We start from the raw sequence: 26,883 nt of genomic DNA on the forward strand, positions 1-26,883 counted from the left end.
CGCTCAACGGGGCGGCGTGGCCATCACGTGGTTGTCGTGACGTTCGTCGCCGAGCACGAACTGCGTCAGCCCCGTCACGGTCAGCCCGTGCTTTTCGTAGAACGCGCAGGCGCGCAGGTTCTTCACGTTCACGGTGAGCCACAGGCCGTTGCTGCCTGTGCGCGCGTGGGCGGCGCTGCGGGCTTCGCGCAGCAGCATCGAGCCGACGCCGCTGCGTGCGAACGGTGATTGCACATAGAGCGTGCGCAACTCGGTGTCACAGCCCGGCGCCAGTGGCTGCACGGCGCCGAATTGCAGCAGCGCGTAGCCCACGAGATGGCCATCGACCTGCGCTACTTGCAGTGCGGCATCGGGCGCCTCAGCCCATGCAGCGAACGCTGCCGGCGTGAAGGTCGACAGCACGTAACGCCCCAGCAGGTCGCTCACGCCGTCGGTGGCGTAGGTGTCGAGCCAGACCTGGATCGCGAGCGCGGCAAGCGTGTGCGCGTCGGCTGCGGTGGCGGGGCGGAGGGTGACAAGCGGACGATTCATGGTGCGGCGCATTCTCAGGCAACAGCGTCACGCCGTCTGCAAGGCCGACCGGAACCGGCTCGGCGGTGCGCCCGCCGACTTGCGCATGAGCCGACGCAGCGCCGTGGCGTCTTCGTAGCCGACCTGCGTCGCAACTTGGTCGATGGTCATGCGGCTGCTTTCGATGAGCATGCGCGCGCGGTTCAGCCGCACGCTCTGCACCAGCGCCAGCGCCCCCAGGCCGGTGGCGGCGCGCACGCGCCGGGCCAGCGTGCGCTGCGACATCGCGAACTCTTCGGCCAGCGCGGCCACGCTGGGCGGCGTGGGCAGCGCGGCCTCGATGCGCCGCGTGAGCCGCGCGACCAGCTCGTTGCCGTTGGACAGCATCGACGGCACGACGAACGGGGCCTGCGCCTGGCGGCCGTCGATCAGCAGCACCTTGCTCACGGCCTCGGCCAGCGCGGGGCCGAAGCGCGTGCGCAGCAGGTGCAGCATGAGGTCCGACTGCGCAAAGGCCGCGCCCGCCGTGCTCACCGGCCCGTCGGCGCAGACCATGCGGTCGGCATCGACATGGCAGGCCGGTTCGAGCCGACGCAGCTCGGGCGCCAGCCACCACGAGGTGGTGACGCGGCGCTGCGCCAGCAGGCCGGCCGCCTGCAGCAGGAACACGGCCGAGCACGAGGCCGCGACCGCGCCGCCGCGTGCGGCATGGCGCCGCACCGCATCGATGGCGGCGCGGGCGTGGTCGTCGGTCAGGCGCAGTGCGAGGTCGGCCGGTTTGTCGACGCCGAGGCCGGGCACGATCCATGTCGAGCCGTCGGCGCGCGCGCGGCGGGGCATGGCGAGGGTGTCGATCCGCAGGCCGTTGCTCAGCGGCACGCTGCCGCCATCGGGCGACACCACGCGCCAGGTGGGGCGGGGCATCTGGTGGCGCGGTGCGAGCGTGGCGGCGGCCGCCAGCACGTCGAGCGTGACGGCGGTGCTGGTGGCGAAGCTGCCCGGAAGAACGAGAACGGTGAAATCGTGCATGGCAGAAAACGCCTGATAGGCGTCTGAATGGACACTGGCAGTCTAGTGCGTGCTGGGGTGCAATGGGCATCGTCGCAACACCGAAAGTGCTTTCGTGTCCCACATCCTTGCCCTCGTTCCTCACTGTGCTCACCCGTACATCCGGGAGGCCTTGCCATGACCGACCCGCTCGACGACTTCACCCGCCGCGAGATCGCGCTCGACGGTGCCACCAAGACGGTCTACGTGGCCGGCACCGGCCCGGCCGTGATCGTGATGACCGAGATGCCCGGCATCAGCCCGCACGTGGCGCGTTTCGCCCGCTGGGTGCGCGACGCCGGCTTCACGGTCTACATGCCGTCGATGTTTGGCCGCGATGGCGCGGTGCCGGATGCGGAAGAGGGCAAGGCCGTGTTCCAGCGCGCCTGCGTGAGCGCCGAGTTCCGCGCCTTCGCGGGCAACGCCTCGAGCCCGGTGACGCAGTGGCTGCGCGCGCTCGCGCGGCTGGCGCATGCGGAGAGCGGCGGGCCGGGCGTGGGCGCCATCGGCATGTGCTTCACCGGCAACTTCGCGCTCACCATGATGCTGGAGCCTGCCGTGCTGGCACCCGTGCTGTCGCAGCCGTCGCTGCCGCTGGACAACCCCGGTGGCATCGAGATCTCGCCGGAAGAGATCGCCCAGGTGCGCCAGCGCCTGGAGCGCGAGGACCTGACCGTGATGGCCTACCGCTTCGAGGGCGACCGCTTCTGCCGGGCCCAACGCTTTGCGGCGTATGCGGACGCATTGGGCGACCGCTTCGTGGCCCGCGTGCTGCCCGACAGCGCGGCCAACACACGCGACCTGCCGTCGTTCTTCTCGCAGGTGGTGGCAAGCCCGCACAGCGTGGTGACGGCGCACCTGATCGACGAGACCGGGCAGCCGACCCTTGCGGCGCGCGACGAGATCCTTTCGTTCTTCGCGCGCCGCCTGGGGGTGCAGGATCAGGCCCGTGCCGAGGCGCCGTCGGCCGGCAGCTGACCGGTCTTCTGTGCGCGGCGGTCGAGCGCGCGGCTCCACAGCGCGATCGCCAGGCCCACGAGCGTGAGCAGCGCGGCCACCCAGCCCAGGGCACGCAGCCCCGGGCCGTGGTCGATGGTCACACCACCGACCCAGGCACCCAGCGCGTTGCCGAGGTTGAAGGCCGCGATGTTCAGGCTCGAGGCGAGGTTCTGGCCCGCGCCCGAGGCCTTCTCGAGCACGCGCAGCTGCATCGGCGCCACGGTGGCGAACGAGGCCACGCCGAGCAGGCCCACGAACACCACGGCGGTGAACGGCGTGCCGATGGTGAACTGCATCGCACCGAGCACCACGGCCAGCGCCACCAGCGTGCCAAGCACGGCGGCCATCGGTGCGCGGTCGGCCAGCTTGCCGCCCAGGATGTTGCCGACGGCCAGGCCGCCGCCGAACACCAGCAGGATCGGCGACACGGCCGATTCCGACAGGCCGGTGACCTGCGTCAGCAGCGGCTGGATGTAGGTGTAGACCACGAACACGCCGGCAAAGCCGAGCACCGTCATCGCCAGGCCCAGCAGCACCTGCGGGCGGGCGAGCACGGCGATCTCTTCGCGCAGCGGTGCCGGCTTGGCCTCACCCTTCATGCGGGGCACGAAGGCCGCGAGCACCACGAAGGCCAGCACGCCGATCAGCGTCACCGCCCAGAAGGTCGAGCGCCAGCCCAGCTGAAGGCCCAGCCATGCGCCGGCCGGCACGCCCAGCAGCGTGGCGGCGGTAAGGCCGGTGAACATGATCGCGATGGCCGAGGCGCGGCGCTCGGGCGCCACGAGGCCGGTGGCCACCACCGAGCCGACGCCGAAGAAGGTGCCGTGCGCCAGCGAGGTGATGACGCGCGCGGCCATCAGCATTTCGTAGTTGGGCGCGAGCGCACAGGCGAGGTTGCCGAGCGTGAAGATCGCCATCAGCGCGAGCAGCACGGTCTTGCGCGGCAGCTTGCGGGTGGCGATGGTGAGCACGGGCGCGCCGACCGCGACCCCGAGCGCGTAGCCCGAGATCAGCAGGCCGGCGGCCGTGATGGAGACCTGAAGGTCCGTCGACACCTGCAGGAGCAGGCCCATGATGACGAATTCGGTGGTGCCTATTCCGAAGGCACCGGCGGTGAGGGCAAGAAGAGCGATGGGCATGATGCCTGTACTGTGCGGACGATCTGCCTCGATGACTAGAATGCCGCGAGTACATGCACTTGTGAATTCAAGTCACAGACAAGGAAGCCCATGCCGCGCATCGACGTCAACCGCTCCGGCGAAATGGAGGCCTTCGTGCAGGTGGTGGAGGCGGGCGGTTTCTCGGCGGCGGCGCGGCTGCTGGACATGACGCCCTCGGCCGTCAGCAAGCTGGTGGCGCGGCTCGAGCTGCGCCTGGGCATCCAGCTGGTGCACCGTTCCACGCGCAAGCTGCAGCTCACGCCCGAGGGGCTGCATTTCTACGAGCGCAGCACGCGCGTGCTGGCCGACATGGACGAGGCCGAGCGTTGCGCCGCGGCCGGTGCGGCGCCGCGCGGGCGCGTGAGCATCAACGCCAGCGTGTCCTTCGGGCACCACAAGCTGGTGCCGCTGGTACCGCGCCTGCTCGAGATGCATCCGCAGATCACGCTCGACATTGCGCTGACCGACCGCATCGTCGACCTGATGGACGAGCGCGCCGACATTGCGATCCGCTGGGGCCAGTTGCCGTCGTCCGACCTGGTGGCGCGGCGCCTGGGCGAAACCAGCCAGGCCATCGTGGCCGCGCCGGACTACCTGGCGAAGTACGGCACGCCGCGCACGCCGCAGGAGCTGGAGGCGCACAACCGGCTGGGCTGGAGCTACCGGCGCAACACGCCCGACTGGCCGCTGCGTGTCGATGGGCGCATGGTGATGCTGCCGGTGGCGGGGCCGGTGCGCGCGGGCGACGGTGAGACGCTGCGGCAGCTGGCGATCGCGGGGGCGGGTGTGGCGCGGTTGTCGCTGTATCACATCCAGCACGACATCGATGCCGGCCGGCTGGTGCCGTTGCTCGAGGAGTTCAACCCGGGCGAGATCGAGCCGATCCACGCGGTGTACATCGGCAAGGCCGGCACGCTGCCCGCGCGGGTGCGGGCGGTGCTCGACTTCCTGGTGGCGTGTTCGGGCGTGGGCGGCGGGCGTTACACGCTCAAGCGCACGGCGCCGATGCCGGGGAACTCTGCCGTCACCTGATCGCCGCGGCGGCAGGGCAGCACGCCGACCCACGAGCCGGTGGTGACGACGGTGCCGGCGGGCACGGTCTGGCCGTGGCGCGTGAGATGGCGCAGCCAGATGGGCAGCAGCCAGGCCGGATCGGCCAGCGGATGCGTGCCTTCGCGCACCACCGTTTCTGCGTTGCCGATCTTCGTTTCGCAGCGCTGCGAGGCCCAGTCGACGGCGGCGTAGGGTTGCCAGTCGCCGAGCACGAGTGCGCCGTGGACTTGCGAATCGGCGAGGCGCAGCAGGGCGGGCGTGGCGGCCAGGTCTTGCCAGCGGGCATCGACGATTTCGACGGAGACGGCCATGGCATCGATGAGGGCCGCCGAGTTGTCGTGGTCGAGCGCGGCGGCTTGGGCGGGGGTGACGTCCTGGCCGAGTCGCAATGCAATCTCTGCCTCGATGCCGGGGGCGTGAAATGTGAGGTCGCTGAAGTTGGCGGGACTCTGGCGCACGCCGGATGGGGGCAGCGGGGCGTGTGTGAGCGTGGCACTGCGGGAGCCGCCGCCGGACTTCCAGGTCTTCGGAACACCGTTGAACCAGCCGAGTGCTGCGGCTACGGCGTCTTGCACTTCATACGCTTGAGGGGCGTCTGGCAGGGCGTCGGTCCACGGGGTTGCGTCGAGCGTGCGGTTGGCTTGGCGTGCGGCGATGAGGGCTTCGGTGAGGGCTTTTTGGTCGGGGGTCATTTTTGGATCTTCTCAGTTTCTCTTGGGGTCCGGTTCGTTCGGGGCGCGTGCACAGGACACCGGGTACTCCCCTACGCGAATGTCCCCCGCCTTCGGCTCCTCCTTGATTTCGCTGCGGGGAGCACCCAGTGCCCTGCGCACGAGGGCACGCTCTGCGTTTGCGGCCGATCAACCGGTGCTCTGAAAACGATCACGCTGATGGGGGGCCTTGCGCAGCGAAATCAAGGAGGAGGGGCGAAGCCCCGGGGGACATTCGCGGAGCAAGGTGCCCCGTCGGCGTGAGCGTCGCCCTGAACAAGAGCGTAAAAAACCCTCAGGTCTCGACCTGCACCTTGCCGTCCTTGACGACCTTCGCCCACTTGGCGATCTCCGTGCTGATGAACTGCTTGAACTTGTCCTGCGAACCACCGCCGTCTTCCGCGCCGTAGGTGTCGAGCCGTTCCTGCACATCGGGCATTGCGAGCACGGTGTTGACGTCGCGGTTCACTTTCTGCGCGATGGCCGGGGGCAGCTTGCCGGGGCCGGCCAGGCCGTACCAGGTGGTGGCCTCGAAGCCGGCAAAGCCTTGCTCCTGCATCGTCGGCACGTTCGGATGGCCCTTGGCGCGCTTGGTGCGCGTCTGCGCCACGGCGAGCACGCGGCCGTTCTTCACGTGCGGGGTGGCGGCGGTCATGGTCTCGAAGCTGTACTGGATCTGCCCGCCCATCAGGTCGGCCAGCAACGGGCCGCTGCCCTTGTAGGGCACGTGCAGCGCATCGACGCCGCCCTGCAGCTTGAACATCTCCAGCGCCAGGTGCTGGGCCGAGCCCGCGCCGGCGGAGCCGAAGCTCACGGTGCCGGGCGCGGCCTTGCAGGCGGCGACGATGTCTTTCACGCTGAGGGCCTTCTGGCCCGGGTTGGCGATGAGCAGGTTGGGCGTGACGCCCACGAGCACGATCGGCACGAAGTCGCGCTCGACGTTGTAGCGCAGCTTGGGCTGCAGGCTGGGGGCGAGCGCGTGGCTGTTGATGTGGGCCATGAGCAGGGTGCTGCCGTCGCTGGGCTGCTGCGCCACGTAGTCGGCCGCGAGCACGCCGGCGACGCCGGCCTTGTTCTCGACGATGACCTGCTGGCCCCACATCGTCGTGAGTTTCTGCGCGACCACGCGCGCGAGTGCGTCGGTGCCGCCGCCGGGTGGAAAGCCCACCACGATGCGCACCGGGCCGGTGGGCCACTCCTGCGCGAACAGCCGGGGCACACCCAGCGTGGCGGCCGCGCCGGCGGCGGCCTGGATCAGGGAACGTCTTTGCATCTTCTTTGTCTCCGTCGGTTGGGGAATCCGATGCGTGCCGGGAGCCGCTTGCGCGGGCCCGGCAGGGTGGTGGGCCGCCGCATCGTTCGAGCGATGCGCTGCGGCCCGTGTGGGTTGGCGTGCGCCGGGTTCAGGCTGCTTTTTTCAGGGCAACCGGTGCGGCCTGGTGGCTCGCGAAATAGTCCATCGCCGCCTGCACGCCGCTGCCCGCCAGCTTGATGCCGCTGAGCTTCATGCCCATCTCGACACCCGCGACCATGGCCACGAGCGTGAGGTCGTTGCTGTCGCCCAGGTGGCCCATGCGGAACATGCGGCCCTTGAGCTTGCCCAGGCCCGTGCCCAGCGAGAGGTCGAAGCGCTGGTGGATGAGGCGGCGCACGGCGTCGGCATCGACGCCCTCGGGCGTGATGACGCCGGTGAGCACGGGTGAGTACACGGACGGGTCGGCGCACTGGATCGGCAGGCCCCAGGTGTTGACCGCCGCGCGCACGCCGGCGGCCCAGCGCTGGTGGCGCGCGAACACGTTGTCCAGGCCTTCGCCGAGGATCATGTCGAGCGATTCCGAGAGGGCGTAGAGCAGGTTGGTGTTGGGCGTGTAGGGCCAGTAGCCGTCCTTGTTCATCTCGACGATCTCGTCCCAGGCCCAGAAGGCCTTGGGCAGCTTGGCGTGCTTGGCCGTTTCGAGGGCGCGCGGCGACAGCGCGTTGAAGCTGATGCCGGGCGGCAGCATCAGGCCCTTTTGCGAGCCGCTCACGCAGACGTCGACACCCCATTCGTCATGGCGGTAGTCGGCGCTGGCCAGGCCCGAGATGCTGTCGACCATGAGCAGGGCGGGGTGGCCCGCCGCGTCGATGGCCTTGCGCACCGAGGCGATGTCGGAGGTGACGCCGGTGGAGGTTTCGTTGTGCACCACGCACACGGCCTTGATCTTCTTCTCGGTGTCCTTGCGCAGGCGCGCCTCGATGAGCTCGGCCTGCACGCCGCGGCGCCAGCTGGGCGCATTCGGCAGGTGGGCGTCGGTGCCGGTGTAGGCCAGGAACTCGGTCGACAGGCCCAGGCGCGTGGCCATCTTCTGCCAGAGCGACGCGAAGTGGCCGGTCTCGTACATGAGCACGTGGTCGCCGGGGCTGAGCGTGTTGGCGAGTGCGGCCTCCCAGGCGCCGGTGCCGGAAGCGGGATAGATCGCGACCGGGTGCTTCGTCTTGAAGATCTCCTTGATGCCGCCGAGTACCTTCAGGCCCAGCGTGCCGAACTCGGGCCCGCGGTGGTCAATGGTGGGCAGGCTCATGGCCCGCAGGATGCGGTCGGGGACCGGGCTGGGGCCGGGAATCTGGAGGAAGTGACGGCCGGTGGGGTGGATGTCGAGTTGCAGCATGGGCTCTCCTTGTGTGCTCAGTTTTGCATTCAAAATGCATTTATGTATGCTGGTTTACACCTATCAACCAAGGTTGTATCGGCTATTTTTTGCATTCAAAATGCAGACAAGGGAACCCCACATGACCGCTGAAATCATCGAAATCTCCAGGTTGGCCTTGCATGACCAGGTGGTGGCGCGCCTGCGCACCATGCTGGTGGAGGGGCGCATCGCGCCCGGCGCCAAGCTCAATGAACGCGAGCTGTGCCTGCAGCTGAACGTGTCGCGCACGCCGCTGCGCGAGGCCATCAAGCTGCTGGCGGCCGAGGGGCTGGTCGACCTGCTGCCCAACCGCGGCGCGGTGGCGGTGAAGCTCACCGAGGCCGACGTGCTCAACACCTTCGAGGTGCTGGCGATGCTCGAAGGCATGTCGGGCGAGCTGGCGGCCAAGCGCATCACCGACGAAGAGTTGGCCGAGGTGCGCGCGCTGCACTACGAAATGATGGCCTGCTTCGCGCGGCGCGACCTGTCGGGCTACTACCGCCTGAACGCGCGCATCCACACGGCCATCAACGACGCGGCGGCGAACCCGGTGCTGTCGAACACCTACCGCTCGATCAACGCCCGCGTGCAGTCGCTGCGCTTTCGCACCAACCAGGACGAGACCAAGTGGAAGCACGCGGTCGAGGAGCACGAGCAGATGGTGCAGGCGCTGGCCGCGCGCGACGCGCAGGCCATGCGCAAGGTGCTCACGGCGCACGTGCTGCGCAAGCGCGACACCGTGCTGGAGCTGCTGCGCGCCGGGCAGATCTACCCGCAAGCCAAGAGCAAGAGCACAACCAACAAAGCGAGCTGACACCCCACCATGCGCATCGATCCCGCCAGCCACATGCAGCCAGCCGGAACCGTTCTTCCGCCCAACGACACCTGCGAACTGCTGGCGCGCCGGCTGCGCACCGACACGCAGGGCGAGGTGCTGTTCGACGACGGCTCGCGCGGGCGCTACGCCACCGACGCGTCGATCTACCAGATCACGCCGGTCGGTGCCTTCGTGCCCACGAACGAGCGCGACATCGCCACCGCCATCGACATCGCGCGCGACCTGAAGGTGCCGGTGCTCGCGCGCGGCGGCGGCACCAGCCAGTGCGGCCAGACCACCGGCGCGGCGCTGGTCATCGACAACAGCAAGCACTTTCGCAAGGTGCTCGAGGTGAACGTGGAAGAGGGCACTGCGACGGTCGAGCCGGGCCTGGTGCTCGACCACCTGAACGCGCAGCTCAAGCCGCATGGGCTCTGGTACCCGGTCGACGTGTCGACCAGCGCGCAGGCCACGCTGGGCGGCATGGCGGGCAACAACTCCTGCGGCTCGCGCTCCATCGCCTACGGCAACATGGTGCACAACGTGCTCGGCGCGAGCGCGTGGCTGTCGAGCGGCGAGCTGGTCGAGTTCGGGCCGCTGGGCCAGCTGGGCGCACGCGCGGCGGGCATCGCGCAGTTCGTGCATGGGCTGGCGCAAGAGCACCGCGACGCCATGGCACAGCACTGGCCCAAGGTGATGCGCCGCGTGGCGGGCTACAACCTCGACATCTTCGACAACCAGAGCGAGAAGCCGTACACGGCCGACGGCAGCGTGAACCTGGCGCACCTGCTCATCGGCGCCGAGGGCACGCTGGCCTACACGCGCAGCCTGAAGCTCAAGCTGGCGCCGCTGCCGCGCGCCAAGGTGCTGGGCATCGTGAACTTCCCAACCTTCCATGCGGCCATGGACGCGGCGCAGCACATCGTGAAGCTCGGGCCGACCGCGGTGGAGCTGGTCGATCGCACCATGATCGAGCTGAGTCTGGCCAATCCCGCGTTCAAGCCGACCGTGGAAACAGCGCTGATCGGCAAGCCGGCGGCCATCCTGCTGGTCGAGTTCTCGGGCGCCGACAAGGCCGCGCTGCTGCCGCAGCTGAAGCGGCTGGTCGAGCTGATGGGCGACCTCGGCCTGCCCGGCAGCGTGGTCGAGATGCCCGACGACGGCCGGCAGAAGAACCTGTGGGAGGTGCGCAAAGCCGGCCTCAACATCATGATGAGCCTCAAGGGCGACGGCAAACCCGTGAGCTTCATCGAGGACTGCGCCGTGCCGCTCGAACACCTGGCCGAATACACCGACGCGCTGACCGAGGTGTTCGCCAAATACGGCAGCCGCGGCACCTGGTACGCGCACGCCTCGGTCGGCACGCTGCACGTGCGGCCCATTCTCGACATGCGCGCCGACGGCGCGGCCAAGATGCGCGCCATCGCTGAAGAAGCCAGCGCGCTGGTGCGCAAGTACAAGGGCGCCTTCAGCGGTGAGCACGGCGACGGCCTGTGCCGCGGCGAATGGATCGAGTGGCAGTTCGGCCCGGCGATCAACGAGGCCTTTCGCGCGATCAAGCAGCAGCTCGATCCGATCGGCCTGTTCAACCTCGGCAAGATCATCGACCCGCCGCGCATGGACGACGGCGCGCTGTTCCGCTTTGCGCCGCCCACGGCTCCCAGGCCGTACCGCCGCATCGAATTGAAGCCCGTGCTCGACTGGTCGGGCTGGAACGTCAACGCCGACCCCGTGACCGAGGTGACCACCGCGCCGGGCACGGGCGGCGACAGCACCGGCGGCCTCGCCAAGGCAGTGGAGATGTGCAACAACAACGGCCACTGCCGCAAGTTCGACGCCGGCACCATGTGCCCGAGCTACCGCGTGACGCGCGACGAGCAGCACCTGACGCGCGGGCGCGCCAACACGCTGCGCCTGGCACTGTCGGGCCAGCTCGGCGCCGACGCCTTCACCAGCGAGGCCATGCACGAGACCATGGACCTGTGCGTCGGCTGCAAGGGCTGCAAGCGCGACTGCCCGACAGGCGTGGACATGGCGAAGATGAAGGTAGAGTTTCTCGACCACTACAAGAAGCGCCACGGCCACACGCTGAAAGACAAGCTGGTCGCCTACATGCCCGACTACGCGCACCGCGCCAGCCGCATGCCGTGGCTGCTGAACCTGCGCAACCGCGTGCCGGGCGCGGCATGGCTGGGCGAGAAGATGCTGGGCTTTTCGGCCAAGCGCTCATTGCCTGAATGGCGCACCGACACCTTCTGGCGTGCGAAGGACGCGGTGGCGGCCGGCCTGTTTTCCGATCAGGCCTCGGTGTTGGCGGCTGCAGCGCGCGGTGAGAAGGTCGCCGTGCTGTTCGTCGACACCTTCAACGGCACCTTCGAAAGCGAGAACGTCTTTGCAGCGGCACGCGTGCTGCACGCCGCAGGCTATGCGCTGCACACGGTGGAGAAGGGCGGCGGGCACCACTGCTGCGGCCGGACCTTCCTGGCCAGCGGCATGGTCGACGAGGCCAAGGTGCGCGCCGGGGCGCTGATCGACGCGCTGCTGCCGCTGGCGCAGGCGGGTGTTCCCATCGTCGGGCTCGAGCCCTCGTGCCTGCTCACGCTGCGCGACGAGACGCTGGTGATGGGCTTCGGCGACAAGGCGCAGGCCGTCGCGAAGCAGGCATTGCTGTTCGAGGAGTTCATCGCCCGCGAACGCAAGGCCGGCCGCTTCGAACTCGCGTTGAAGCCGGCCACCGCGCCGATCCTGCTGCACGGCCACTGCCACCAGAAGGCCTTCGGCGCGGTGAGCCCGATCATGGACGTGCTGAAGCTGATTCCGGGCGCCGAGCCCGAGCTCATCGAAAGCTCATGCTGCGGCATGGCCGGCAGCTTCGGCTACGAGGCCAGCCACTTCGAGGTGTCGATGCAGATGGCCGAGGCGAGCCTGCTGCCCGCCATCCGCGCCCGGCCCGATGCGATCGTGGTGGCGGACGGCACGAGCTGCCGGCACCAGATCGGCGACGGGGCGCAGCGCGAGGCGGTGCATGTGGCGGTGCTGCTGGCGCGGCACATGATGCTCTGAGGGGGCTGCGGCTTTCTCTTTCGGAACTCAGAAGGGTGGCGAGACCACCTGGCGCCAGCTGCGGCGCCAGGTGCGCGACACCCCGCAGCCGTCGCCGATTTTCTGCGTGTCGCCCACGCCGGTCAGGAAGCCCGTTTCATTGGTGCAATTGACTTCGGGCTTGCCGTCGGGGCGGCCTTCGTTGGGCTGGCCGACCATGTTGCGCGAGGTCACGTTGCCGCGCGTGAAGCCGCCGGCAGGGTTCGAGACGATCGAATAGAAGTCGAAGCTGCCGTTCCCATCGACGTCGAACGAGTACTTGTTCTTGCCCGTCAGCGCGTCCAGCACGTAGGTGTTGTTCGGCAGGCTGCCGGTGGCCGTGCAGGACTCGATGCCCAGGTTCTTGTCCTCGGGCAGGAAGGACGTGACGATCACGCTGCTGCCCAGGTTGCTCAGGTCGCCGACCACGCGCTCGCCGTTTTCCATCGCCCCGGGGTAGGGGATCACGCCGAGGTTCAGCAGCCATCCCTTCCTGGTTTTCCAGTCCACGGCGTTGCTGCTGACCTGGTAGAAGTTCTTGTCGCGCTCGGCGAGCAGGCCGGCCTTCGCCGAGGCCTTGTCGATGGTTTGCTCCACGAGGTCGGCGAGTTCGACCTTGCGGGCGTCGGCCTTGGCGTCGCCGCCGATGGGCGTCGGGTCCCAGATGCCGTAGATGGCCTGTTTCCTGGCGGGCGTCGCGAGGTCTTCCTCGTCGAGCAGGATGCCTGTGCCCACGACCACGATGGCGCCGCACTGCGTGGTGGCGCTGTACGTGCAGGTGCTTCCGTCGCCGGGGTGAACCTGCCACGCCGGTGCGGCGTAGATCGGCTGCGTCTTGCCGCCCGGCGTGGTGAACAGCAACTGGCCCTTGGCGGAAGGCCCGAGCTTTGCGCTGCGCAGGTCGAAACGCCACAGGTTGCCGTTCGCGTCGCCGGCGTAGGCGGCGATGATGCGGCGGGTGGTGTCCCGCACCGCGACCACGCCGCCCAGGCCGCGGTTGCCGCCGGTGGCGGCGTTGCCAAATTCCGCCGGGAGCCCGATGAATTTCTTGAGCTTGCCAGTCAGCGCCTCCACCGCGTACAGACCGACCTGCCTGCCGGTTTCGGGGTAGTGGCCGCTGCCCGTCAGCATGACCCAGCTGCCGTCGTCCAGCTGGCCCGCGGCGGGGTTGTTGGTCACGTGGGCCAGGTCGGCGTAGTCCTTGTGCTTGTTGTTTACCTCCCAGAGAAAGTGGTTCTGGCTCGGCGTTCGGCCGGCGTCACTCAAGGGCGATTCCAGGCCGTACATGAAAGGGCCCGCGCGCCCACCGGTGCCCAGCACCACCTGGCGCCACGTGTTCTTGCCACCCGCCGGGGTCAGGCCGTTCTTGTCGTACACGTCCTGCTCGACCAGCGGGCCATCGAGCGTGTAGCGGAAGCGGAAATTCGGATTGGCCAGATCGATCTGCGACGCCATGGCGCCCTTGGGCATGAAGGCGGCCAGCTCGATGCCCCCTGTGTTGTTCCTGGCGGCGTTCAGCACATGGACCTTGCCGTTGTTGGTGGCGGCAAAGATGGTGGGAGGGGCCGTGCTCTTGAGCGCCTTGTACTCGGCATAGGGGGTGCCCCTGCCGTCCACCGCGCTCAAGGGGCCGTAGCCCATGTCGAAACGCCCGCCCACGAACACCGGCGGCGAGTTGACCGAGGCGCCGATGGGCTGCTTGCGCAACCGGTAGACCGTGCCGTCGGCGTCCTTCTGCGGGTCGCTGCCCAGCAGGTAGCGGACAAAGCTCTCGTCGGTGGCCTGTTGCTTGTCGGCATTGAGCAAGGCCAGGAAATCGGGCGGCAGCTTGTCCAGTCTCGTGCCGTAGGTCAGTGCCATGCGCAGGGCCGTGGCGGGCGTCGTGGGATCGTAGTTCGACAACGCGAAGATCGTTCGCTTGTCGGCGGCCGGCATCCTGGCATTGGCGGACCAGGCCGGGATCGGCTTGCCGGCTTTGTCGACCGTGTTGTAGTCGCCGTCGGCATTCAGTTCGAAGGCCTTGATGTCGCCGCTGTTGTCAGCGGTCTGGTATTCGGTCGTGTACTTGTACTGGCCTTGCAGCGTCTGGAACTCGTTGCTGTTGCCCGACACGGCCACGCCGGCGTCGTTGCCGGAGCCGACCATGCTGCTAAGTGCGTTGTCGAGCGCCCGGCGCACGTCGTCGCCCGAGTACACGCTGTAGGCACGGCCGCCGCCGGTGAAGCCGGCGCGGATGAAATCGTCCACGCGCTGAGCGTCGGTCGTCCTGTTGCCGTCGTTCAGGTCGCCGGTGGGCCAGTTGGGTTTCTTGGCCGTGTTGCCGGCGAGCCAATCGTTGTTGTAGCTCTCGATCTGCGCCCAGGTCAGTCCTCCGGTCCAGCCTGCGTCGCCCGAAGGCGTCAGGCCCCAGCCGATGGTGAAGGTGGTCATGTTCTGCCAGAACGTGGGGTTGTGCTGGCCGCCCATGGGGGGAACGTCGTTGGGGAGCGTCTTGGAGAAATCCGTATGCCAGAAGTAGCGGGCCGTGAGGTCGGCAAACCCGTTGCTGCTGGTGGCGCCGTCGCCGTAGGGGATGTACGTGTTTCTGGCGTTCAGCTTCTTGATCGCATCCGTGCTGTCGTAGCCGGGCGCACCCTTCGGGTCGTAGCTGAATGCGGTGGCACTTGCAGACGGCTTGCCGTCGAAGTTGATGCTTGCGCTGCTGGCGGTGTAGCGCGTGTCGATGCCTTGCGCAGTCTTCGCGTTCCAGGCGCCGTCGGACAGCACGATGCTGTAGGCGCGCCGGCAACTCAGCTCGCCGCTCTTCGGGTCGTTGGGGTCGTTCTTCCAGGGGCTGCTCAGGGGGGAGGAGGTGATGGACTTCGTTGCGCTGCCGGCGTAGTAGTTGGCTGCGAGCACCAGGGCGTTGTGGCTTGGTGTTCCTCCCTTGGGGTTGATGCCGTAGATCCAGTCGTAGAAGTTGGTTTTCCACTTCTTTCCGTTCGCAGCCGCTTCGTCCCTGAAGTAGTTGACGCCACTCACGATGCCCAGCGCATCGTCTCCGTTGTTGTTGTACTGGACGTAGCCCACCCTGAACTTGTTGTCGTAGCTTTGCATCGCCAGGCCCAGGGCCGTGCTGACCGCCAGCGTGCGGGAGCGGTACCACTCATACCAGTTCGCGATGTTCTGGCGTTCTTGTTCGGTTGTGCACTTGGTGGCGCTCGGCCCGCAGTCGGTTCGCTTGTGTCCGCCGGGCAGCGGAACGTCCATGGTGGACGGAGGGCTGATGGTGGTCACAGACCTGTTCGAGGCAACGGAACAATCATTGTTCTTGCATTGAACGTAGGAGAACTTCCTGGAGTCGGCGGTTGCTCCCGCGTCGTGATCCGGCCTGTTGTTGTCCGATAGCTGGTTGCCCACGAAATAGGTCGGATTGCTTTTCGGCGTGCCGGCTGAATCCACTCTGGCCAAATAGGTGGTGGCGGGGTTGTAGTACTGCGTATTGATGTCACTCGATCGCATGGCGTACCAGCCGAACTTGCTGCTGTCGCAGTTCTTGTTGTCACCCCTGCCACCGTTCCTGCCACCACCGCCATCACTGCTGCTGCCATCCTTGCAGTCGTCCCCGACCGAATAGCCTTCCGGATACTCGTAGTCCATCGACCCGGAGTTGTCCAGCACCACCATCAGGTTGGGCTTGGCACCCGGCACGGCGTTGTACAGCGGGCTCTGGCTCGGCGTTGTCGCGGCATGCACGTCGCCGATGGGCAGGAGTGCGACGCCCCATGCAGCAGTCAAACCGATGAAGGTTCGCAGCGCGCGCGCGGCCTCGGGTGCAAGAAGGGGGGGAGTGGCGGTCATGCGGTTCTTCCCGGCAGTTGAAAGTGGGGACTTCATGGGGCGTGTGAGATTCATTTCCAGCAGTCCGCTGCCGACAGCCCCGTGGTTTCGTCATCCATGTCTTTCACGCCTAGGCTGCTCAAGGTCAGCGTGCCGCAGCGGTCGCCGCTCATGCTGCCGGTGCGGGTGGCCTTGAGCGTGTAGCGGGGCGGGGTGTCTTGCGCGAAGACGGCGATCGTGTAGTTCGCACCGCCGGACCGCGGCGACTGCTGCAGTCCTTCGGGCAGCAGGCTCCTGGCGCCTTTCTTCTGCTCGGATTCCTGGGCGCTGTCGCCAGCGGCGGCGGTGTAGCGGTCGTTGGCCGAGTAGTAGCGCTGCATGAACTGCGCGGCCTCCATCAGGACGCCCTGGGCTTCGACGCGCTTGGAACGGCGCACGTACTCCTGGTAGTTCGGCAGCGCGATGGCTGCGAGGATGGCAACGATCGCGACGACGACCATCACTTCGATCAGCGTGAAGCCGCGTTGCAAGCGTGAGGAACCGGAAGGCAGGTGTGTCATGGCGATGGGGGTCATGAAGTCATTTGTCGCGTGTCAGCACGGACTGCAGCCATGCTTCCGCGCCCTGGGTGGCGACGCCGGTCGACTTCTCGAACCGGGCGTTGTTGGCAAAGCCCCGGGCGGTGATCAGGTAGCCGGTCAGCTTGGGCGTCGAGGTGGTGGCGATCTTCTGGATGAGGCAGCGCGGTTCGATCTCCAGGGGCGTGGCGTCGACCGTGGTGCCGGTGGGCTTCTTGTTGACATATGCCTTCGGAACGACGATTGCGCTGTTGCCGACCCAGCTGGCCTTCTTGCGCCATGCCGCGGCTTCATCAAACTCCGAGCCGATGGGGGGCGTGATGATCCGGGCGCGCATGCCGACGGAGGCGTAGTCGGTGTAGTCCTTGTCGTCGCCGTCGAAGATGGCCACCTGTTCGCAAAAGCGCAGCGCGGTCTCGGCGGCCTCGCGGGCCACTTCGGCCGATCGGATGCCGTTCACGCTGCGCTCGCTCTGCGTGGCATTGCGGATCGCGAAGGTGCCGGCCAGCGACAGGATCACGACGAGGACGAGCGTGACGATCAGGACCACGCCGCGTTCGCTCGCGCCGGCGATGTGGCGCACAGGAGGGAATGGCTTCGTGTTCATGGCGCGATCACCCGGTTGCGCAGCAGGACGGTGGTGGTGTAGGTCCTGCGCAGGTAGCCGTCGGTGCCGGTCGCATCGGTGTTGTCGCATTGCTTGTAGGCCATGCCGCCTTCGGGCACGTCGCGCACGGGCCGTTCGCTGCGCATGAGCAGGCACACGCGCACGCTCAGCACACGGCCCCAACGGTCTTCGGTGTTGTCGGACAGCGTGCCGGTGACGGGCAGGTCGTCGACATGGGTGGCATCGAGGTAATCGACGATCTGGTGGCGCAGCGGGTCGTAGGTGGCCGCGAGTTCCGCACTGGGGCGGCTGGCCACGCCGTAGAGAACCTGCACGTGTTCGACATTGGCGAGCAGCGGCTGCGGCAACCCGATGGCGTTGCCGGTGTTGCGCTTCTCCATGCCGCGGCAGGACAACATGGGTGCCGTGCCTGCGCCGGTCACCAGGTAGCGGTTGTCGGCCAGCGCGTAGGCAGCCGGCAGCGGCATGCCGGGGGCCGGCGTGGGGGGCGGCGCCACCTGCGAAGGCGTCAAGGGGTTGATGGCGTTGCCCAGGCAGTTCGTCGCCAGCGTCGGGTCGGTGAGCTGGGGCATGGTGTTGTCGGTGGTGGCTTCGTAGCGGATGGCGATGGCGTCGCTGCCGTCGCCCTTGGTGCACGAGAGCTTGTCGAAGGCGACGCCTGCGTCGGTGAATCCGCCGTCGCAGCCGCGCACGGCAGGGCCGGCGTAGTTGCCCATCACCGTGGCGCCGCTGCTCGGGATGCGCTGCTGCGAATAGCCGGCCTGCTTGAGCTGCTGCTGGACCAGGTTGAGCGCGAGGATGCCGTCCTCGTTCAATTGCGTTTCGAGCTCCGACAGCTGGCTGCTGCGGCTGGAGGTCGCGAAGACAGACAGGGCCGCGGCCAGGATCACCAGCCCGATCGTCAACGCGACCATCAGTTCGATCAGCGTGAAGCCGCGGGCCGGATGACGCATGCGGCCAGGAACCATGGGGGCGGTGCTCATAGCGTGATCCGGAAGTACATGCAGTTCACCGAAGCGCCGGTCGCAATGTTGGCGCCGGCGGGGCAGGGTTGTTGCAATTGCTCCTTCCGTCCGAAGCCGGCGCCTTCCTCGATGGCGCTCCAGATCAGCCAGATGTTCAGCACGCGCGTGGCGGGCAGGCCGTTCACGCCCGATGCAACGTCGGGCAGCTCCGTGCTGACGTAGGCCGCGCCGCCCGGCAGTCGGTTTGCAACGTTGGTGAGCCACTGCGACTGGTCATACGTGGCGATGGCCGCGCCGCAGGTGTTGACCGGGCTGGCGGGGTTGGACGTGTCGACGAGGCAGGCAGCGCGCGGCGAGGTGGGATCTTTGGAGGCCGCCACGCGCGCACTGGCGTTGTAGGCCTTGGTGTGGGCGTAGCCGGCAAAGCCGGCGAGGTTGGCGCGGGCGCGCTCCGCGTAGTCGTTCACCAGGCTCAGGCCGGTGGCGCGCATGCGCGAGAACTGGTTGTACTTGAGGGCCGCGGAGGTCAGCCCCGCCATGCCGAACAGGCCGATGGCCAGGATGACGATGGCGACCAGCACCTCGATGAGGGTGGCGCCGCGCTGGGTGGGGCACTTCATTCTTCGTTGTCCGAACAATCGGCGGCACCCGTCAGGTACCGGATGCGGCCGAGCTTGCTGATGCACAGCGACCTGCGCGCCCACGAGGGTGGGTTGGCCTTGTCGAATCCCATCGCATCGAAGGTGATGCCGTTCGCGCCCGATCGCATCAGTCCGTTGGGCAGGAAGACGAAGCGCCCCGCGTTCGCGAGCGCGATGTTCGCGATGCCCGGCAGCGCGTCCTGGCGCAGCAGCAGCTCGTCGCCCTTTGCCTCGGCGTAGACGGAGGCGGCGTCGCGGTCGTGGTTGACGAACACGATCCATCCGCCGGCAAGCTCCTTGGCGCCCGCGCCGCTTTCGCACGCGGTGTCGGTGCCCGGCGCCAGTTGGCAGACGATGACGGGTCTTGCACGCGCGATGGCCTCGGTGCGCGCGATGCGCAGCGAACCGGTCAGGGCATTCACGGCATTGGCAAGGCGCCATTGCACGACGAAGCGCGACATCGACGGAGCCGCCAGCCCGATCAGGATCGCGAGGATCGCCAGCGTGACCATCAGCTCGATGGCGGTCAGTCCGCGCTGGTCGCGCAGCCGCGCGGGCCGCGAAGAATCGCGTGGCCTCATGTGCATGTCTCTCCCTGTTGTTTTGGAATTTCAGCCGACAACTTCTGGGCGCGAGACTAGGGGGCGATGCACATGTCCGACAACGGCTTGCCGACGTTCGGTGCGTTCGAAAGGATGAGCGGAAATGCCTCGAAGCGCCGAGTGAAAGTCTGGTATTTCGGGGTATTCGGCCGGTACTTTTTCTCTTCTGCGGAAGTGGGCTTCGCCCCCATGTCCGCGCGTCGTTCTTCAACCTTGAATCACAATGCTCCGATGACTGCCGCATCCCCTTCCGATTTCGGCTTTGCCTTGTTCCCGACCGCCATCGGCGTGTGCGCGCTGGCCTGGGGGCCGCAGGGGCTGGTCGGCGTGCAGCTGCCCGAAGAGCGGGGCGAGGCCGCGACGCGTGCGCGCATGCGCCGGCGCTTTCCTGACCTGGAGGAAGCCCCGCCAGCGCAGCGCGCACAGCACGCCATCGCGGGTGTGCAGGCGCTGCTCGACGGCGCGACCGACGACCTGTGCGACATCGAACTCGACATGCGCGGCGTCTCCGAATTCCACCAGCGCGTCTATGCGATCGCGCGGCGCATTCCGCCGGGGCAGACGCGCACCTACGGCGAGGTGGCGGAAGAGCTCGGCGACAAGGGCCTGTCGCGCGCGGTCGGTCAGGCCATGGGCCACAACCCCTTCGCACCGGTCGTGCCGTGCCACCGCGTGCTGGCCGCGGGCAACAAGCCCGGCGGCTTCTCTGCGGGCGGCGGCGCATTGACCAAGCTGCGCATGCTCGACATCGAAGGCGCCACGCCCAGCGGGACGCGCTCGCTGTTCTGAGCTTGAAGGTTCAGACCGCCGGCACCGGCAACTGCTGCAGCCTTGCGATGCGCGAACCGAAGATGATCGCGGCCTGCAACGCGAAGCCCGCGAGCGCCAGCAGCAGGCAGGCCGGCTCGCCCCACAAGGCGCCCACCAGGCCGCCGAGCGCCGCGCCCACGGGGCGCGCACCCGCATTCACCGTGAGGAACACGGCCGACACGCGGCCCAGCATCGCCGAGGCCGTCACGCTCTGGCGCAACGTGGTCGAGGTGATGACCCAGACCATCGGTCCCGCGCCGAACAGGAAGAACGAGAGCGCGGCCAGCGAGGCGGTCGGCACGACGAGCGTGGCTGCCATCGTCGCGGCGGCGGCCACCGCCACCGCCGGCCCGACCTGGATCGCGCGCCCGAAAGGCAGTCGCGCCGTCACGCGCGAGGTCAGCAGCGCACCGACCACCATGCCCGCGCCGTACATCGCGAGCGTGAAGCCCACGGCCTGCGCGCCGAGGCCCAGCACGCGCACGGCATAAGGCACATAGCCCGCCTGCAGCACGAACCACGAGATGTTGAAGACCGCGCCGGTCATCAGCATCGGCCGCAAGAAAGCGTGCTGCCAGACGAAGCGCGCGCCATCGTGCACGTCGCGCAGCGGATGGCGCGACGGGGCTGCAGGGCGGGGTGCTTCGTGCAACCGCAGCAAGAGGCCCACGGCCGCCACCGACAGCACCGCCGCCAGCACGAAGGCCGACGACGCGCCGGCCCACGCGACCAGCGCGCCCGCGAGCGCGGGCCCGGCCGTGAAGGCGGCGCTGCGGGCCAGCTCCAGCCGCCCGTTGGCGCGCGCCAGCGCGTCGCGTGGCACAAGGGCTGGCACCAGCGCGGGCGCCGCGACGCTGAAGCCCACCGTGCCGACCGCGCCGAGGAACCCGAGCACGGCCAGCCCGCCGATGCCCAGCGTCGACGACAGCACCATGCCGAGCAGTGCCAGCAGCGACACCGCGCGCAGGCCCTCGGCCCACACCATCAGGCGACGGCGCGACATGCGGTCCGCGAGCAGGCCCATCGGCAGCGAGACCAGCAGGAAGGGCAGCGTCTGCACTGCCGCGAGAAAACCGATCTCGCCCGGCCCGGCGCCGAGCGCGAGCACGGCCACCAGCGGCACGGCCGCGAGGCTCAGTTGTTCGGCGGACTGCGCCGCCAGATTGGCCCAGGCGAGGTGGGAGAAAGAACGGGGAAGAGGCGAGGGCATGGGGCGTGGCATACGAAGAGAAAGACCGCATCCTCGGGGCCGCGCCCGTCTGCCGCTGGCCGTTTACGGACGTGGAAGCCTCAGCCCGCGTTCATCTGTTCGAACCACTCGGCCACGCACACCGCCTCGGGCGCCGCGTCGGGCGCGAGGCCGTAGTAGTAACGCTCCAGCGTCATCCGCAATTCAGGCAACGGCGATTGCAGTCGCCCCGAGGCCAGGTCGTGCGCCACCAGCGAGGTCGGCGCGAGCGCAATGCCCAGGCCGTCGACGGCAGCCTGCAGCACGAAGTGCAGGTGATCGAACTGCAGCCGCCCGGCGGGCCGCGCGCGCGGTGCGCCGACCTGCTTCTTCCAGTCGTCCCAGTCGTCCTTGCGCGTGCGCGCCGACAGCAGCACGTGCGAGGCGAGGGCGCGCAGGTCGGGCAGCGGCTGCGCCTTGAACAGCGCGGGCGCGCCGACCACCAGCACTTCGTCTTCGAGGAAAGGCCGCACCTGGATCGACGCCGGCCAGCCCTCGAGGCCGCGGCGCACGGCGATGTCGAAGCTGTCCGTCGCCTGCTCGGGCATGACGGTGCTGGTGACGACCTGCGGCTCGATATCGGGATGGCGTTCCACGAACGACGGCAGCCGGGGAATGAGCCAGCGCACCGCGAACGACGGCCGCACGTTGATGCGCACCGCGCGCGCCGGGCCCTGCAGCTGCAGCGCGCGGGCCGCCGCGTGGATCTGCGCGAGCGCGGGTTCGGTCTCCGCGAAGAACTGCTGGCCCTCGGGCGTCAGCGTGACCTGCCGGATGCGGCGCTCGAACAGCGCCACGCCCAGGCAGGCCTCGAGGCTCTTGATCTGCCGGCTCACCGCGCTGTGCGTCACGTGCAGTTCGACCGCGGCACGCGTGAAGCTCAGGTGGCGGGCCGCCGCCACGAAGGCACGCACGGCATGGAGGGGCGGTTCGCGAAGCGGCATGCGTGCGATTTTCTCACGCATGCCGCGCGGGAATGTCGTTTGTCGCCGGGTGGCGCGAGCGGGCACGATACGGGCTCGATGTCCGCTGCACCACCGCTTTCTCCCGCCGCTCCCGTCCGTTCCACCGACCTGGATTCCCGCCACGCCGCCATGGCGCTCGGCCTGTCGCTGCCGGCCGACGTGGTGCTGTACCTGCTGCTGCCGATGTACGCGTCGCAGTTCGGCGTCTCGCTGGCCGAGGTCGGCCTGTTGCTGGCGGCCAACCGGCTGGTGCGGATCGCGGGCTACGGCTGGGTGGCGCGTTTCTATGCGCGCCACGGCGACCGGGCGAGCTGCACGCTGGCTGTGGTGGCCGCCGCCTGCTGCGGGCTGGGCTACGCCACGCTCTCGGGTTTCTGGGCGCTGCTGCCGCTGCGGCTGACCTGGGGCCTGTGCTTCGCGGCGCTCAACCTGTCGACGCAGGCCCTGGCCACGGCCGACCCGCTCGGTGCCGCGCGGCGCAGCGGGCGGTCGCGCGCCTTCATCGCGACCGGGCCGGTGCTCGCGCTGCCGCTCGGTGCGCTGCTGGCGTACACGGTCGGGCCGCGCGCGATCTTCGGCGTGCTGGCGGTGGTGTCGTTGCTCGCGCTGTTCGTCACCCGGCGGCTGCCGTCGAAGCCGCATCACAGCGCAGCGCCTACACGGCGCTTCCAGCGGCCAAACGCGCTGGACGGCTGGTCGTTCATGGAAGGGCTGGCGCTCGATGGCCTGTTCATCGTGGGCCTGTCGTACCTCGGCAAGGACCTGCTGCCGGGCGGCGCGGTGATCGTGGCCGGCGTGCTGATGGCGCTGCGCTACCTCGCGGAAATCTTTCTCGGACCGGTGGGCGGGCGCATGGCGGAGCACTTCGGCGCCGAGCGCCTGCTCGTGAGCCTGTCATTGGTGACGTCGCTCGCGCTCGTGGGCTTTGGCCTGGGCTGGCTGTGGAGCTGTGCGGCGCTGATCGTGGTGCTGCGCGCGCTGCAGCTGCCGCTCCTGCCACCCATCGTGGCGCGCCGCACCCCCGGCCCCGAACGGGTGCAGGCGCTGGCCGCCCGCGCCGTCTGGCGCGACATCGGCGCGGGCGCCGGGCCCTTGCTGGCCGGCGTGCTGCTGCCCATTGCCTCGCCGCCGTGGATCTACGGCAGTGCCGCGCTGTTGCTGGCGGTGGCGGCGCTGGCCTGTGTCCGGCGCGCATCGCCACCCACCCCGATTCAGGAGAACATCGCCCCATGACCACCATCGACACCGTCGCCCAACTCGAAGCCCTGTTCGGTCTGCCGGGCGAGGCTTCGCTCAAGAAGGAAGTGCCGTACCTGCACCCGAGCTACCAGGCGCTGATCGCCGCGTCGCCGTTCGCGGTGCTCGCGACCATCGGCCCCGGCGGCCTCGACGCCTCGCCGCGCGGCGACGCCCCGGGCTTCGTCGCGGTGCAGGACGAGAAGACCTTGCTGCTGCCCGAGCGGCGTGGCAACAACCGCATCGACAGCCTGCGCAACATCGTGGCCGACCCGCGTGTGGCCTTGCTCTTCCTGATTCCGGGCGTGGGCGAAACGTTGCGCGTGAACGGGCGCGCACGCATCCGCGTGGCATCCGAGCTGCTGGCGCGCTTCGCGGTGGAAGGGCGTGCGCCGCAGTGCGTGATCGAGATCAGCGTCGAGACCGTGTTCTTCCAGTGCGCCCGCGCCATCCAGCGCTCGAAGCTCTGGGCGCCCGTGCTGGAAGACGCGCCGCGCACCGTGCCGACACCGGGCGCCATCCTTTCGGCGCTGACCGACGCGGCCTTCGACGGCGCCACCTACGACCGCGAACTGCCGGCGCGGCAGCGGTCGACGCTGTACTGAAGGGGGCGGCGTACCGCTCGGTAGAACGAATGCACTAGCGGCGAAAGCCGCCGACCCCACGCCTGCACCGATTGCGAGCCTTCGCCACAATCGGCCCAATGCGTTCTTCTCCGTTCTTCAAGATGGCCCTGCTGCTGGGCCTGCTCTCCGCCATCGGGCCTTTCGCGATCGACATGTACCTCCCGGCCTTGCCCGCCATCGGGCAGAGCCTGCATGCGGACATCGGCGCGGTGCAGATGAGCCTCACCGCCTTCTTCCTGTCGCTCGGCGCGGGCCAGCTGCTCTACGGCCCGATCTCCGACATGGTCGGGCGCAAGCCGCCGCTGTATGCCGGGCTGGTGCTGTTCGCGCTGGCCAGCGTGGGCTGCGCGCTGGCGACCGACATCCAGACCCTGATCGCGCTGCGCTTCGTGCAGGGCCTGGGCGCCGCCGCCGGCATGGCGATTCCGCGCGCCGTGGTGCGCGATCTGCACACCGGCACCGACGCCGCGCGGCTGATGTCGCTGCTGATGCTGGTGTTCAGCGTGTCGCCCATCCTGGCGCCGCTCGCGGGCAGCCTGGTCATCGCCTTCACCGGCTGGCGCGGCGTGTTCTGGGCCGTCACCATCGCCGCGGTGGCGGGCCTGGCCATGATGGTCAAGCTGCTCGACGAAACGCGCCCGGCCTCCGAGCGCGTCGAAAGCAGCCTGGGCAGCGCGCTGTCGGCCTACTGGCTGCTGCTGCGCGACTGGCATTACCTCGGGCTGGTGTTCATCGGCAGCTTCGCGATGGCGGGCTTCTTCACCTACCTGGCCAATTCGTCGTTCGTGATGATCGACCACTACGGCCTGTCGCCCGCGATGTACAGCGTGGCCTTCGGCGTGAATGCCGCGGCCTTCATCGCGGCCTCGCAGTTCACGGGCTCGCTGGGCGAGCGCTACGGGCTGGTCAATCTCGTCAAGTTCGGCGTGGCCTGCTGCGGCGTGGCGATGGTCGCCATGTTCGTGTACTTCGCGATGGGCGGCGACAACCTGTGGGTGCTGATCGTCCTGTACTTCATCGCCTCGGGCTTCATGGGCCTCGTGATCCCGACCACCGGCGTGCTGGCGCTCGAGATGCACGGCGCCATCGCCGGCACGGCCTCGGCGCTGCTGGGCACGCTGCAGATGCTGACCGGCGCGCTGGCGATGGCGGTGGTGGGCGTGTTCTCCAACGGCCGGCCGCTGCCGATGGTGGCGGGCATGGCCGCCGGCGCGCTCATCGCGCTGGTGCTGACCTGGCTCACGCTCGGCGGCGTGCGCTCCGAGCCGACCGGGGGCAGGGCGCAGGAGGCCTGACATGACAGTCGCCATGACAGGCAACGGCCCGCAGGCCCAGCTCGACGGCCTGGCCGCGCCCGCGCGCGGCTGGGCGATGCTGGTCATCATCCTCGGGCTCACGGTCTCGGTGCTCGACGGCACGATCGTCAACCTGGCGCTGCCCGGCATCGCGCGCGAGCTGCAGGCCACGCCGGCGCAGGCCATCTGGGTGGTCAACGCCTACCAGATCGCCACGCTGGTGATGCTGCTGCCGCTGGCCTCGCTGGGCGACCTCGTGGGCTACCGGCGCGTGTACCTCGTGGGCATGGCGGTGTTCACCGTGTCGTCGCTGGCCGCGACCTTCGCCAATTCGCTCGGCACGCTGATCGCGTCGCGCGCGCTGCAGGGGCTGGGCGCGGCAGGGATCATGAGCGTCAACGCGGCGCTGGTGCGGCTCACGTTCCCCTCGGCGCAGCTGGGGCGGGGCATGGCCATCAATTCGCTGGTGGTCGCCACCTCGTCGGTGGCCGGGCCTTCGGTGGCGGCGGCGATCCTGTCGGTGGCGTCGTGGCCGTGGCTCTTCGCCATCAACGTGCCGCTGGGCATCGTCACCTTCGCACTCGGCCTGCGGGCGCTGCCGTTCAACCGCGCGGCGCCGGCCGCCGGCGCGCGCTTCTCGCTGGTCGACGTGACGCTCAACGTGCTGATGTTCTCGCTGGTCTTCCTTGGCGTGGACCAGCTGGGCGTGCGCGAGGGCGGGGTGCAGGCCACGGGCACGCCGTGGTCGGCCTGGGCCACGCTGGGGGCCGGGCTGGCGGTGGGCTTTGTCTACCTGCGGCGCCAACGCAAGTTGACGGTGCCGCTTTTCCCCATCGACCTGCTGCGCATTCCGGTGTTCGCGCTGTCGATGGGCACCTCGGTGGCGGCGTTCTGCGCGCAGATGCTGGCCTACATCGCGCTGCCATTTTTGCTGCTCGACGTGTACGGCCGCAGCCACATCGAGGCCGGCCTGCTGATCACGGCGTGGCCGCTGGCCATCGTGGTGATGGCGCCCATCGCCGGGCGGCTCATTGGGCGCTACCCCGACGGGCTGCTGGGCGGCATCGGCCTGGGCCTGCTGGCCACGGGCCTGGCGCTGCTGGCGGCGCTGCCGGCGCACCCGGGCAATGCCGACATCGCCTGGCGCATGGCGCTGTGCGGCCTGGGCTTCGGCCTGTTTCAGTCGCCCAACAACCACACCATCGTGAGTTCGCCACCCGCGCACCGAAGTGGTGCGGCCAGCGGCATGCTCGGCACGGCGCGGCTCACGGGGCAGACGCTCGGGGCCGTGGTGCTGGCGGCGGTGTTCAGCGTCTGGAGCCCGCACGGCGGACACGGCCCGGTGGTGGCGCTGGTGCTGGCGGCGGGCTGCGCGGCGGTGGCGGCGGTTTTCAGCAGTCTGCGGCTGAAGACGACAAGTCCGCACGCCTGAATAAGGTAGGGT

23 protein-coding genes are annotated in these 26,883 nt (G+C 68.8%); 9 read left to right on the forward strand and 14 right to left on the reverse strand.

The genetic code is table 11. From position 1 onward, the window contains the following. Window positions 1-3 precede the first annotated feature (3 nt). Window positions 4-531 (reverse strand): GNAT family N-acetyltransferase, encoded by a 528-nt coding sequence (locus AC3WQM_RS04410; RefSeq protein ID WP_492677082.1) that lies wholly within the window; start codon window positions 529-531, stop codon window positions 4-6. A gap of 27 nt (window positions 532-558) precedes the next feature. Next, entirely contained in the window at window positions 559-1,539 is a 981-nt protein-coding gene (locus tag AC3WQM_RS04415; protein ID WP_492677083.1) for a GlxA family transcriptional regulator, read from the reverse strand. Window positions 1,540-1,695: 156 nt separating this feature from the next. On the opposite strand from AC3WQM_RS04415, the gene AC3WQM_RS04420 reads away from it, so the two are divergent. Further along, on the forward strand, window positions 1,696-2,535 hold the full coding sequence (locus AC3WQM_RS04420) for a dienelactone hydrolase family protein (RefSeq protein WP_492677084.1): 840 nt from the start codon (window positions 1,696-1,698) through the stop codon (window positions 2,533-2,535). Here the strand turns inward: AC3WQM_RS04420 and AC3WQM_RS04425 are convergent. Next, window positions 2,499-3,695: an MFS transporter gene (locus AC3WQM_RS04425; protein WP_492677085.1), complete on the reverse strand. Its 1,197-nt coding sequence runs from the start codon at window positions 3,693-3,695 to the stop codon at window positions 2,499-2,501. The two genes, AC3WQM_RS04420 and AC3WQM_RS04425, sit on opposite strands and share 37 nt — an antisense overlap. A gap of 90 nt (window positions 3,696-3,785) precedes the next feature. On the opposite strand from AC3WQM_RS04425, the gene AC3WQM_RS04430 reads away from it, so the two are divergent. Further along, entirely contained in the window at window positions 3,786-4,748 is a 963-nt protein-coding gene (locus tag AC3WQM_RS04430) for a LysR family transcriptional regulator (RefSeq protein WP_095948546.1), read from the forward strand. Here the strand turns inward: AC3WQM_RS04430 and AC3WQM_RS04435 are convergent. The 3 genes from AC3WQM_RS04435 to AC3WQM_RS04445 all read right to left on the reverse strand — a co-directional run bounded on the left by AC3WQM_RS04435 (window position 4,697) and on the right by AC3WQM_RS04445 (window position 8,127). Continuing rightward, a complete protein-coding gene (locus tag AC3WQM_RS04435) occupies window positions 4,697-5,461 on the reverse strand; it encodes a fumarylacetoacetate hydrolase family protein (RefSeq protein ID WP_492677086.1) in 765 nt (254 codons plus the stop codon). The genes AC3WQM_RS04430 and AC3WQM_RS04435 overlap by 52 nt on opposite strands. Before the next feature lie 313 nt (window positions 5,462-5,774). Further along, window positions 5,775-6,752 carry a Bug family tripartite tricarboxylate transporter substrate binding protein gene (locus tag AC3WQM_RS04440; protein WP_070060655.1) on the reverse strand — a complete coding sequence of 326 codons (978 nt, stop codon included), beginning with the start codon at window positions 6,750-6,752 and terminating at the stop codon, window positions 5,775-5,777. 130 nt (window positions 6,753-6,882) lie between these two features. Continuing rightward, a complete protein-coding gene (locus AC3WQM_RS04445; RefSeq protein WP_492677087.1) occupies window positions 6,883-8,127 on the reverse strand; it encodes a pyridoxal-phosphate-dependent aminotransferase family protein in 1,245 nt (414 codons plus the stop codon). A gap of 121 nt (window positions 8,128-8,248) precedes the next feature. Here AC3WQM_RS04445 and AC3WQM_RS04450 point away from each other — a divergent pair, with 121 nt between their 5' ends. Next, complete coding sequence (locus AC3WQM_RS04450; RefSeq protein WP_095745311.1) at window positions 8,249-8,962, forward strand: GntR family transcriptional regulator; 714 nt, start codon at window positions 8,249-8,251, stop codon at window positions 8,960-8,962. A 9-nt stretch (window positions 8,963-8,971) separates the two neighbouring features. Then, the gene (locus AC3WQM_RS04455; RefSeq protein WP_492677088.1) at window positions 8,972-12,028 is read left to right on the forward strand and encodes an FAD-binding and (Fe-S)-binding domain-containing protein; all 3,057 of its coding nucleotides are present in this window, start codon (window positions 8,972-8,974) and stop codon (window positions 12,026-12,028) included. A 27-nt stretch (window positions 12,029-12,055) separates the two neighbouring features. On the opposite strand, the gene AC3WQM_RS04460 is transcribed toward AC3WQM_RS04455, so the two are convergent. From AC3WQM_RS04460 to AC3WQM_RS04485, 6 genes are read right to left on the reverse strand one after another with little or no spacing between them, the layout of a single operon-like run. Beyond that, entirely contained in the window at window positions 12,056-15,886 is a 3,831-nt protein-coding gene (locus AC3WQM_RS04460; protein ID WP_492677089.1) for a pilus assembly protein, read from the reverse strand. 50 nt (window positions 15,887-15,936) lie between these two features. Next, window positions 15,937-16,440, reverse strand: a complete 504-nt coding sequence (locus tag AC3WQM_RS04465) for a type IV pilin protein (protein WP_492677090.1) — start codon at window positions 16,438-16,440, stop codon at window positions 15,937-15,939. Between the two features lie 4 nt (window positions 16,441-16,444). Further along, window positions 16,445-17,050: a PilX N-terminal domain-containing pilus assembly protein gene (locus AC3WQM_RS04470; protein WP_492677091.1), complete on the reverse strand. Its 606-nt coding sequence runs from the start codon at window positions 17,048-17,050 to the stop codon at window positions 16,445-16,447. Then, the gene (locus AC3WQM_RS04475; protein ID WP_492677092.1) at window positions 17,047-18,054 is read right to left on the reverse strand and encodes a PilW family protein; all 1,008 of its coding nucleotides are present in this window, start codon (window positions 18,052-18,054) and stop codon (window positions 17,047-17,049) included. The genes AC3WQM_RS04470 and AC3WQM_RS04475 overlap by 4 nt, the downstream gene beginning before the upstream one ends. After that, complete coding sequence (gene pilV / locus AC3WQM_RS04480; protein ID WP_492677093.1) at window positions 18,051-18,656, reverse strand: type IV pilus modification protein PilV; 606 nt, start codon at window positions 18,654-18,656, stop codon at window positions 18,051-18,053. Before pilV ends, AC3WQM_RS04475 begins: the two co-directional genes overlap by 4 nt. Further along, window positions 18,653-19,258: a GspH/FimT family pseudopilin gene (locus AC3WQM_RS04485; RefSeq protein WP_492677094.1), complete on the reverse strand. Its 606-nt coding sequence runs from the start codon at window positions 19,256-19,258 to the stop codon at window positions 18,653-18,655. Before AC3WQM_RS04485 ends, pilV begins: the two co-directional genes overlap by 4 nt. A 252-nt stretch (window positions 19,259-19,510) precedes the next feature. Between AC3WQM_RS04485 and AC3WQM_RS04490 the strand changes: the two genes are divergently transcribed. Further along, on the forward strand, window positions 19,511-20,068 hold the full coding sequence (locus AC3WQM_RS04490) for a methylated-DNA--[protein]-cysteine S-methyltransferase (RefSeq protein WP_492677095.1): 558 nt from the start codon (window positions 19,511-19,513) through the stop codon (window positions 20,066-20,068). 10 nt (window positions 20,069-20,078) lie between these two features. On the opposite strand, the gene AC3WQM_RS04495 is transcribed toward AC3WQM_RS04490, so the two are convergent. Then, complete coding sequence (locus AC3WQM_RS04495; RefSeq protein WP_492677096.1) at window positions 20,079-21,299, reverse strand: MFS transporter; 1,221 nt, start codon at window positions 21,297-21,299, stop codon at window positions 20,079-20,081. Window positions 21,300-21,379: 80 nt separating this feature from the next. Further along, window positions 21,380-22,261: a LysR substrate-binding domain-containing protein gene (locus AC3WQM_RS04500; protein ID WP_492677097.1), complete on the reverse strand. Its 882-nt coding sequence runs from the start codon at window positions 22,259-22,261 to the stop codon at window positions 21,380-21,382. A gap of 78 nt (window positions 22,262-22,339) precedes the next feature. Here AC3WQM_RS04500 and AC3WQM_RS04505 point away from each other — a divergent pair, with 78 nt between their 5' ends. The 4 genes from AC3WQM_RS04505 (at window position 22,340) to AC3WQM_RS04520 (ending at window position 26,871) form a co-directional block, all read left to right on the forward strand. Then, the gene (locus tag AC3WQM_RS04505; RefSeq protein ID WP_492677098.1) at window positions 22,340-23,515 is read left to right on the forward strand and encodes an MFS transporter; all 1,176 of its coding nucleotides are present in this window, start codon (window positions 22,340-22,342) and stop codon (window positions 23,513-23,515) included. Then, window positions 23,512-24,123: a pyridoxamine 5'-phosphate oxidase family protein gene (locus AC3WQM_RS04510; RefSeq protein WP_492677099.1), complete on the forward strand. Its 612-nt coding sequence runs from the start codon at window positions 23,512-23,514 to the stop codon at window positions 24,121-24,123. Before AC3WQM_RS04505 ends, AC3WQM_RS04510 begins: the two co-directional genes overlap by 4 nt. Window positions 24,124-24,221: 98 nt before the next feature. Next, a complete protein-coding gene (locus tag AC3WQM_RS04515) occupies window positions 24,222-25,439 on the forward strand; it encodes a multidrug effflux MFS transporter (protein ID WP_492677100.1) in 1,218 nt (405 codons plus the stop codon). 1 nt (window position 25,440) lies between these two features. Beyond that, window positions 25,441-26,871 (forward strand): MFS transporter, encoded by a 1,431-nt coding sequence (locus AC3WQM_RS04520; RefSeq protein ID WP_492677101.1) that lies wholly within the window; start codon window positions 25,441-25,443, stop codon window positions 26,869-26,871. The last annotated feature ends 12 nt before the right edge of the window (window positions 26,872-26,883 follow it).

This window comes from Variovorax sp. FW301-JW7, assembly GCF_058788795.1.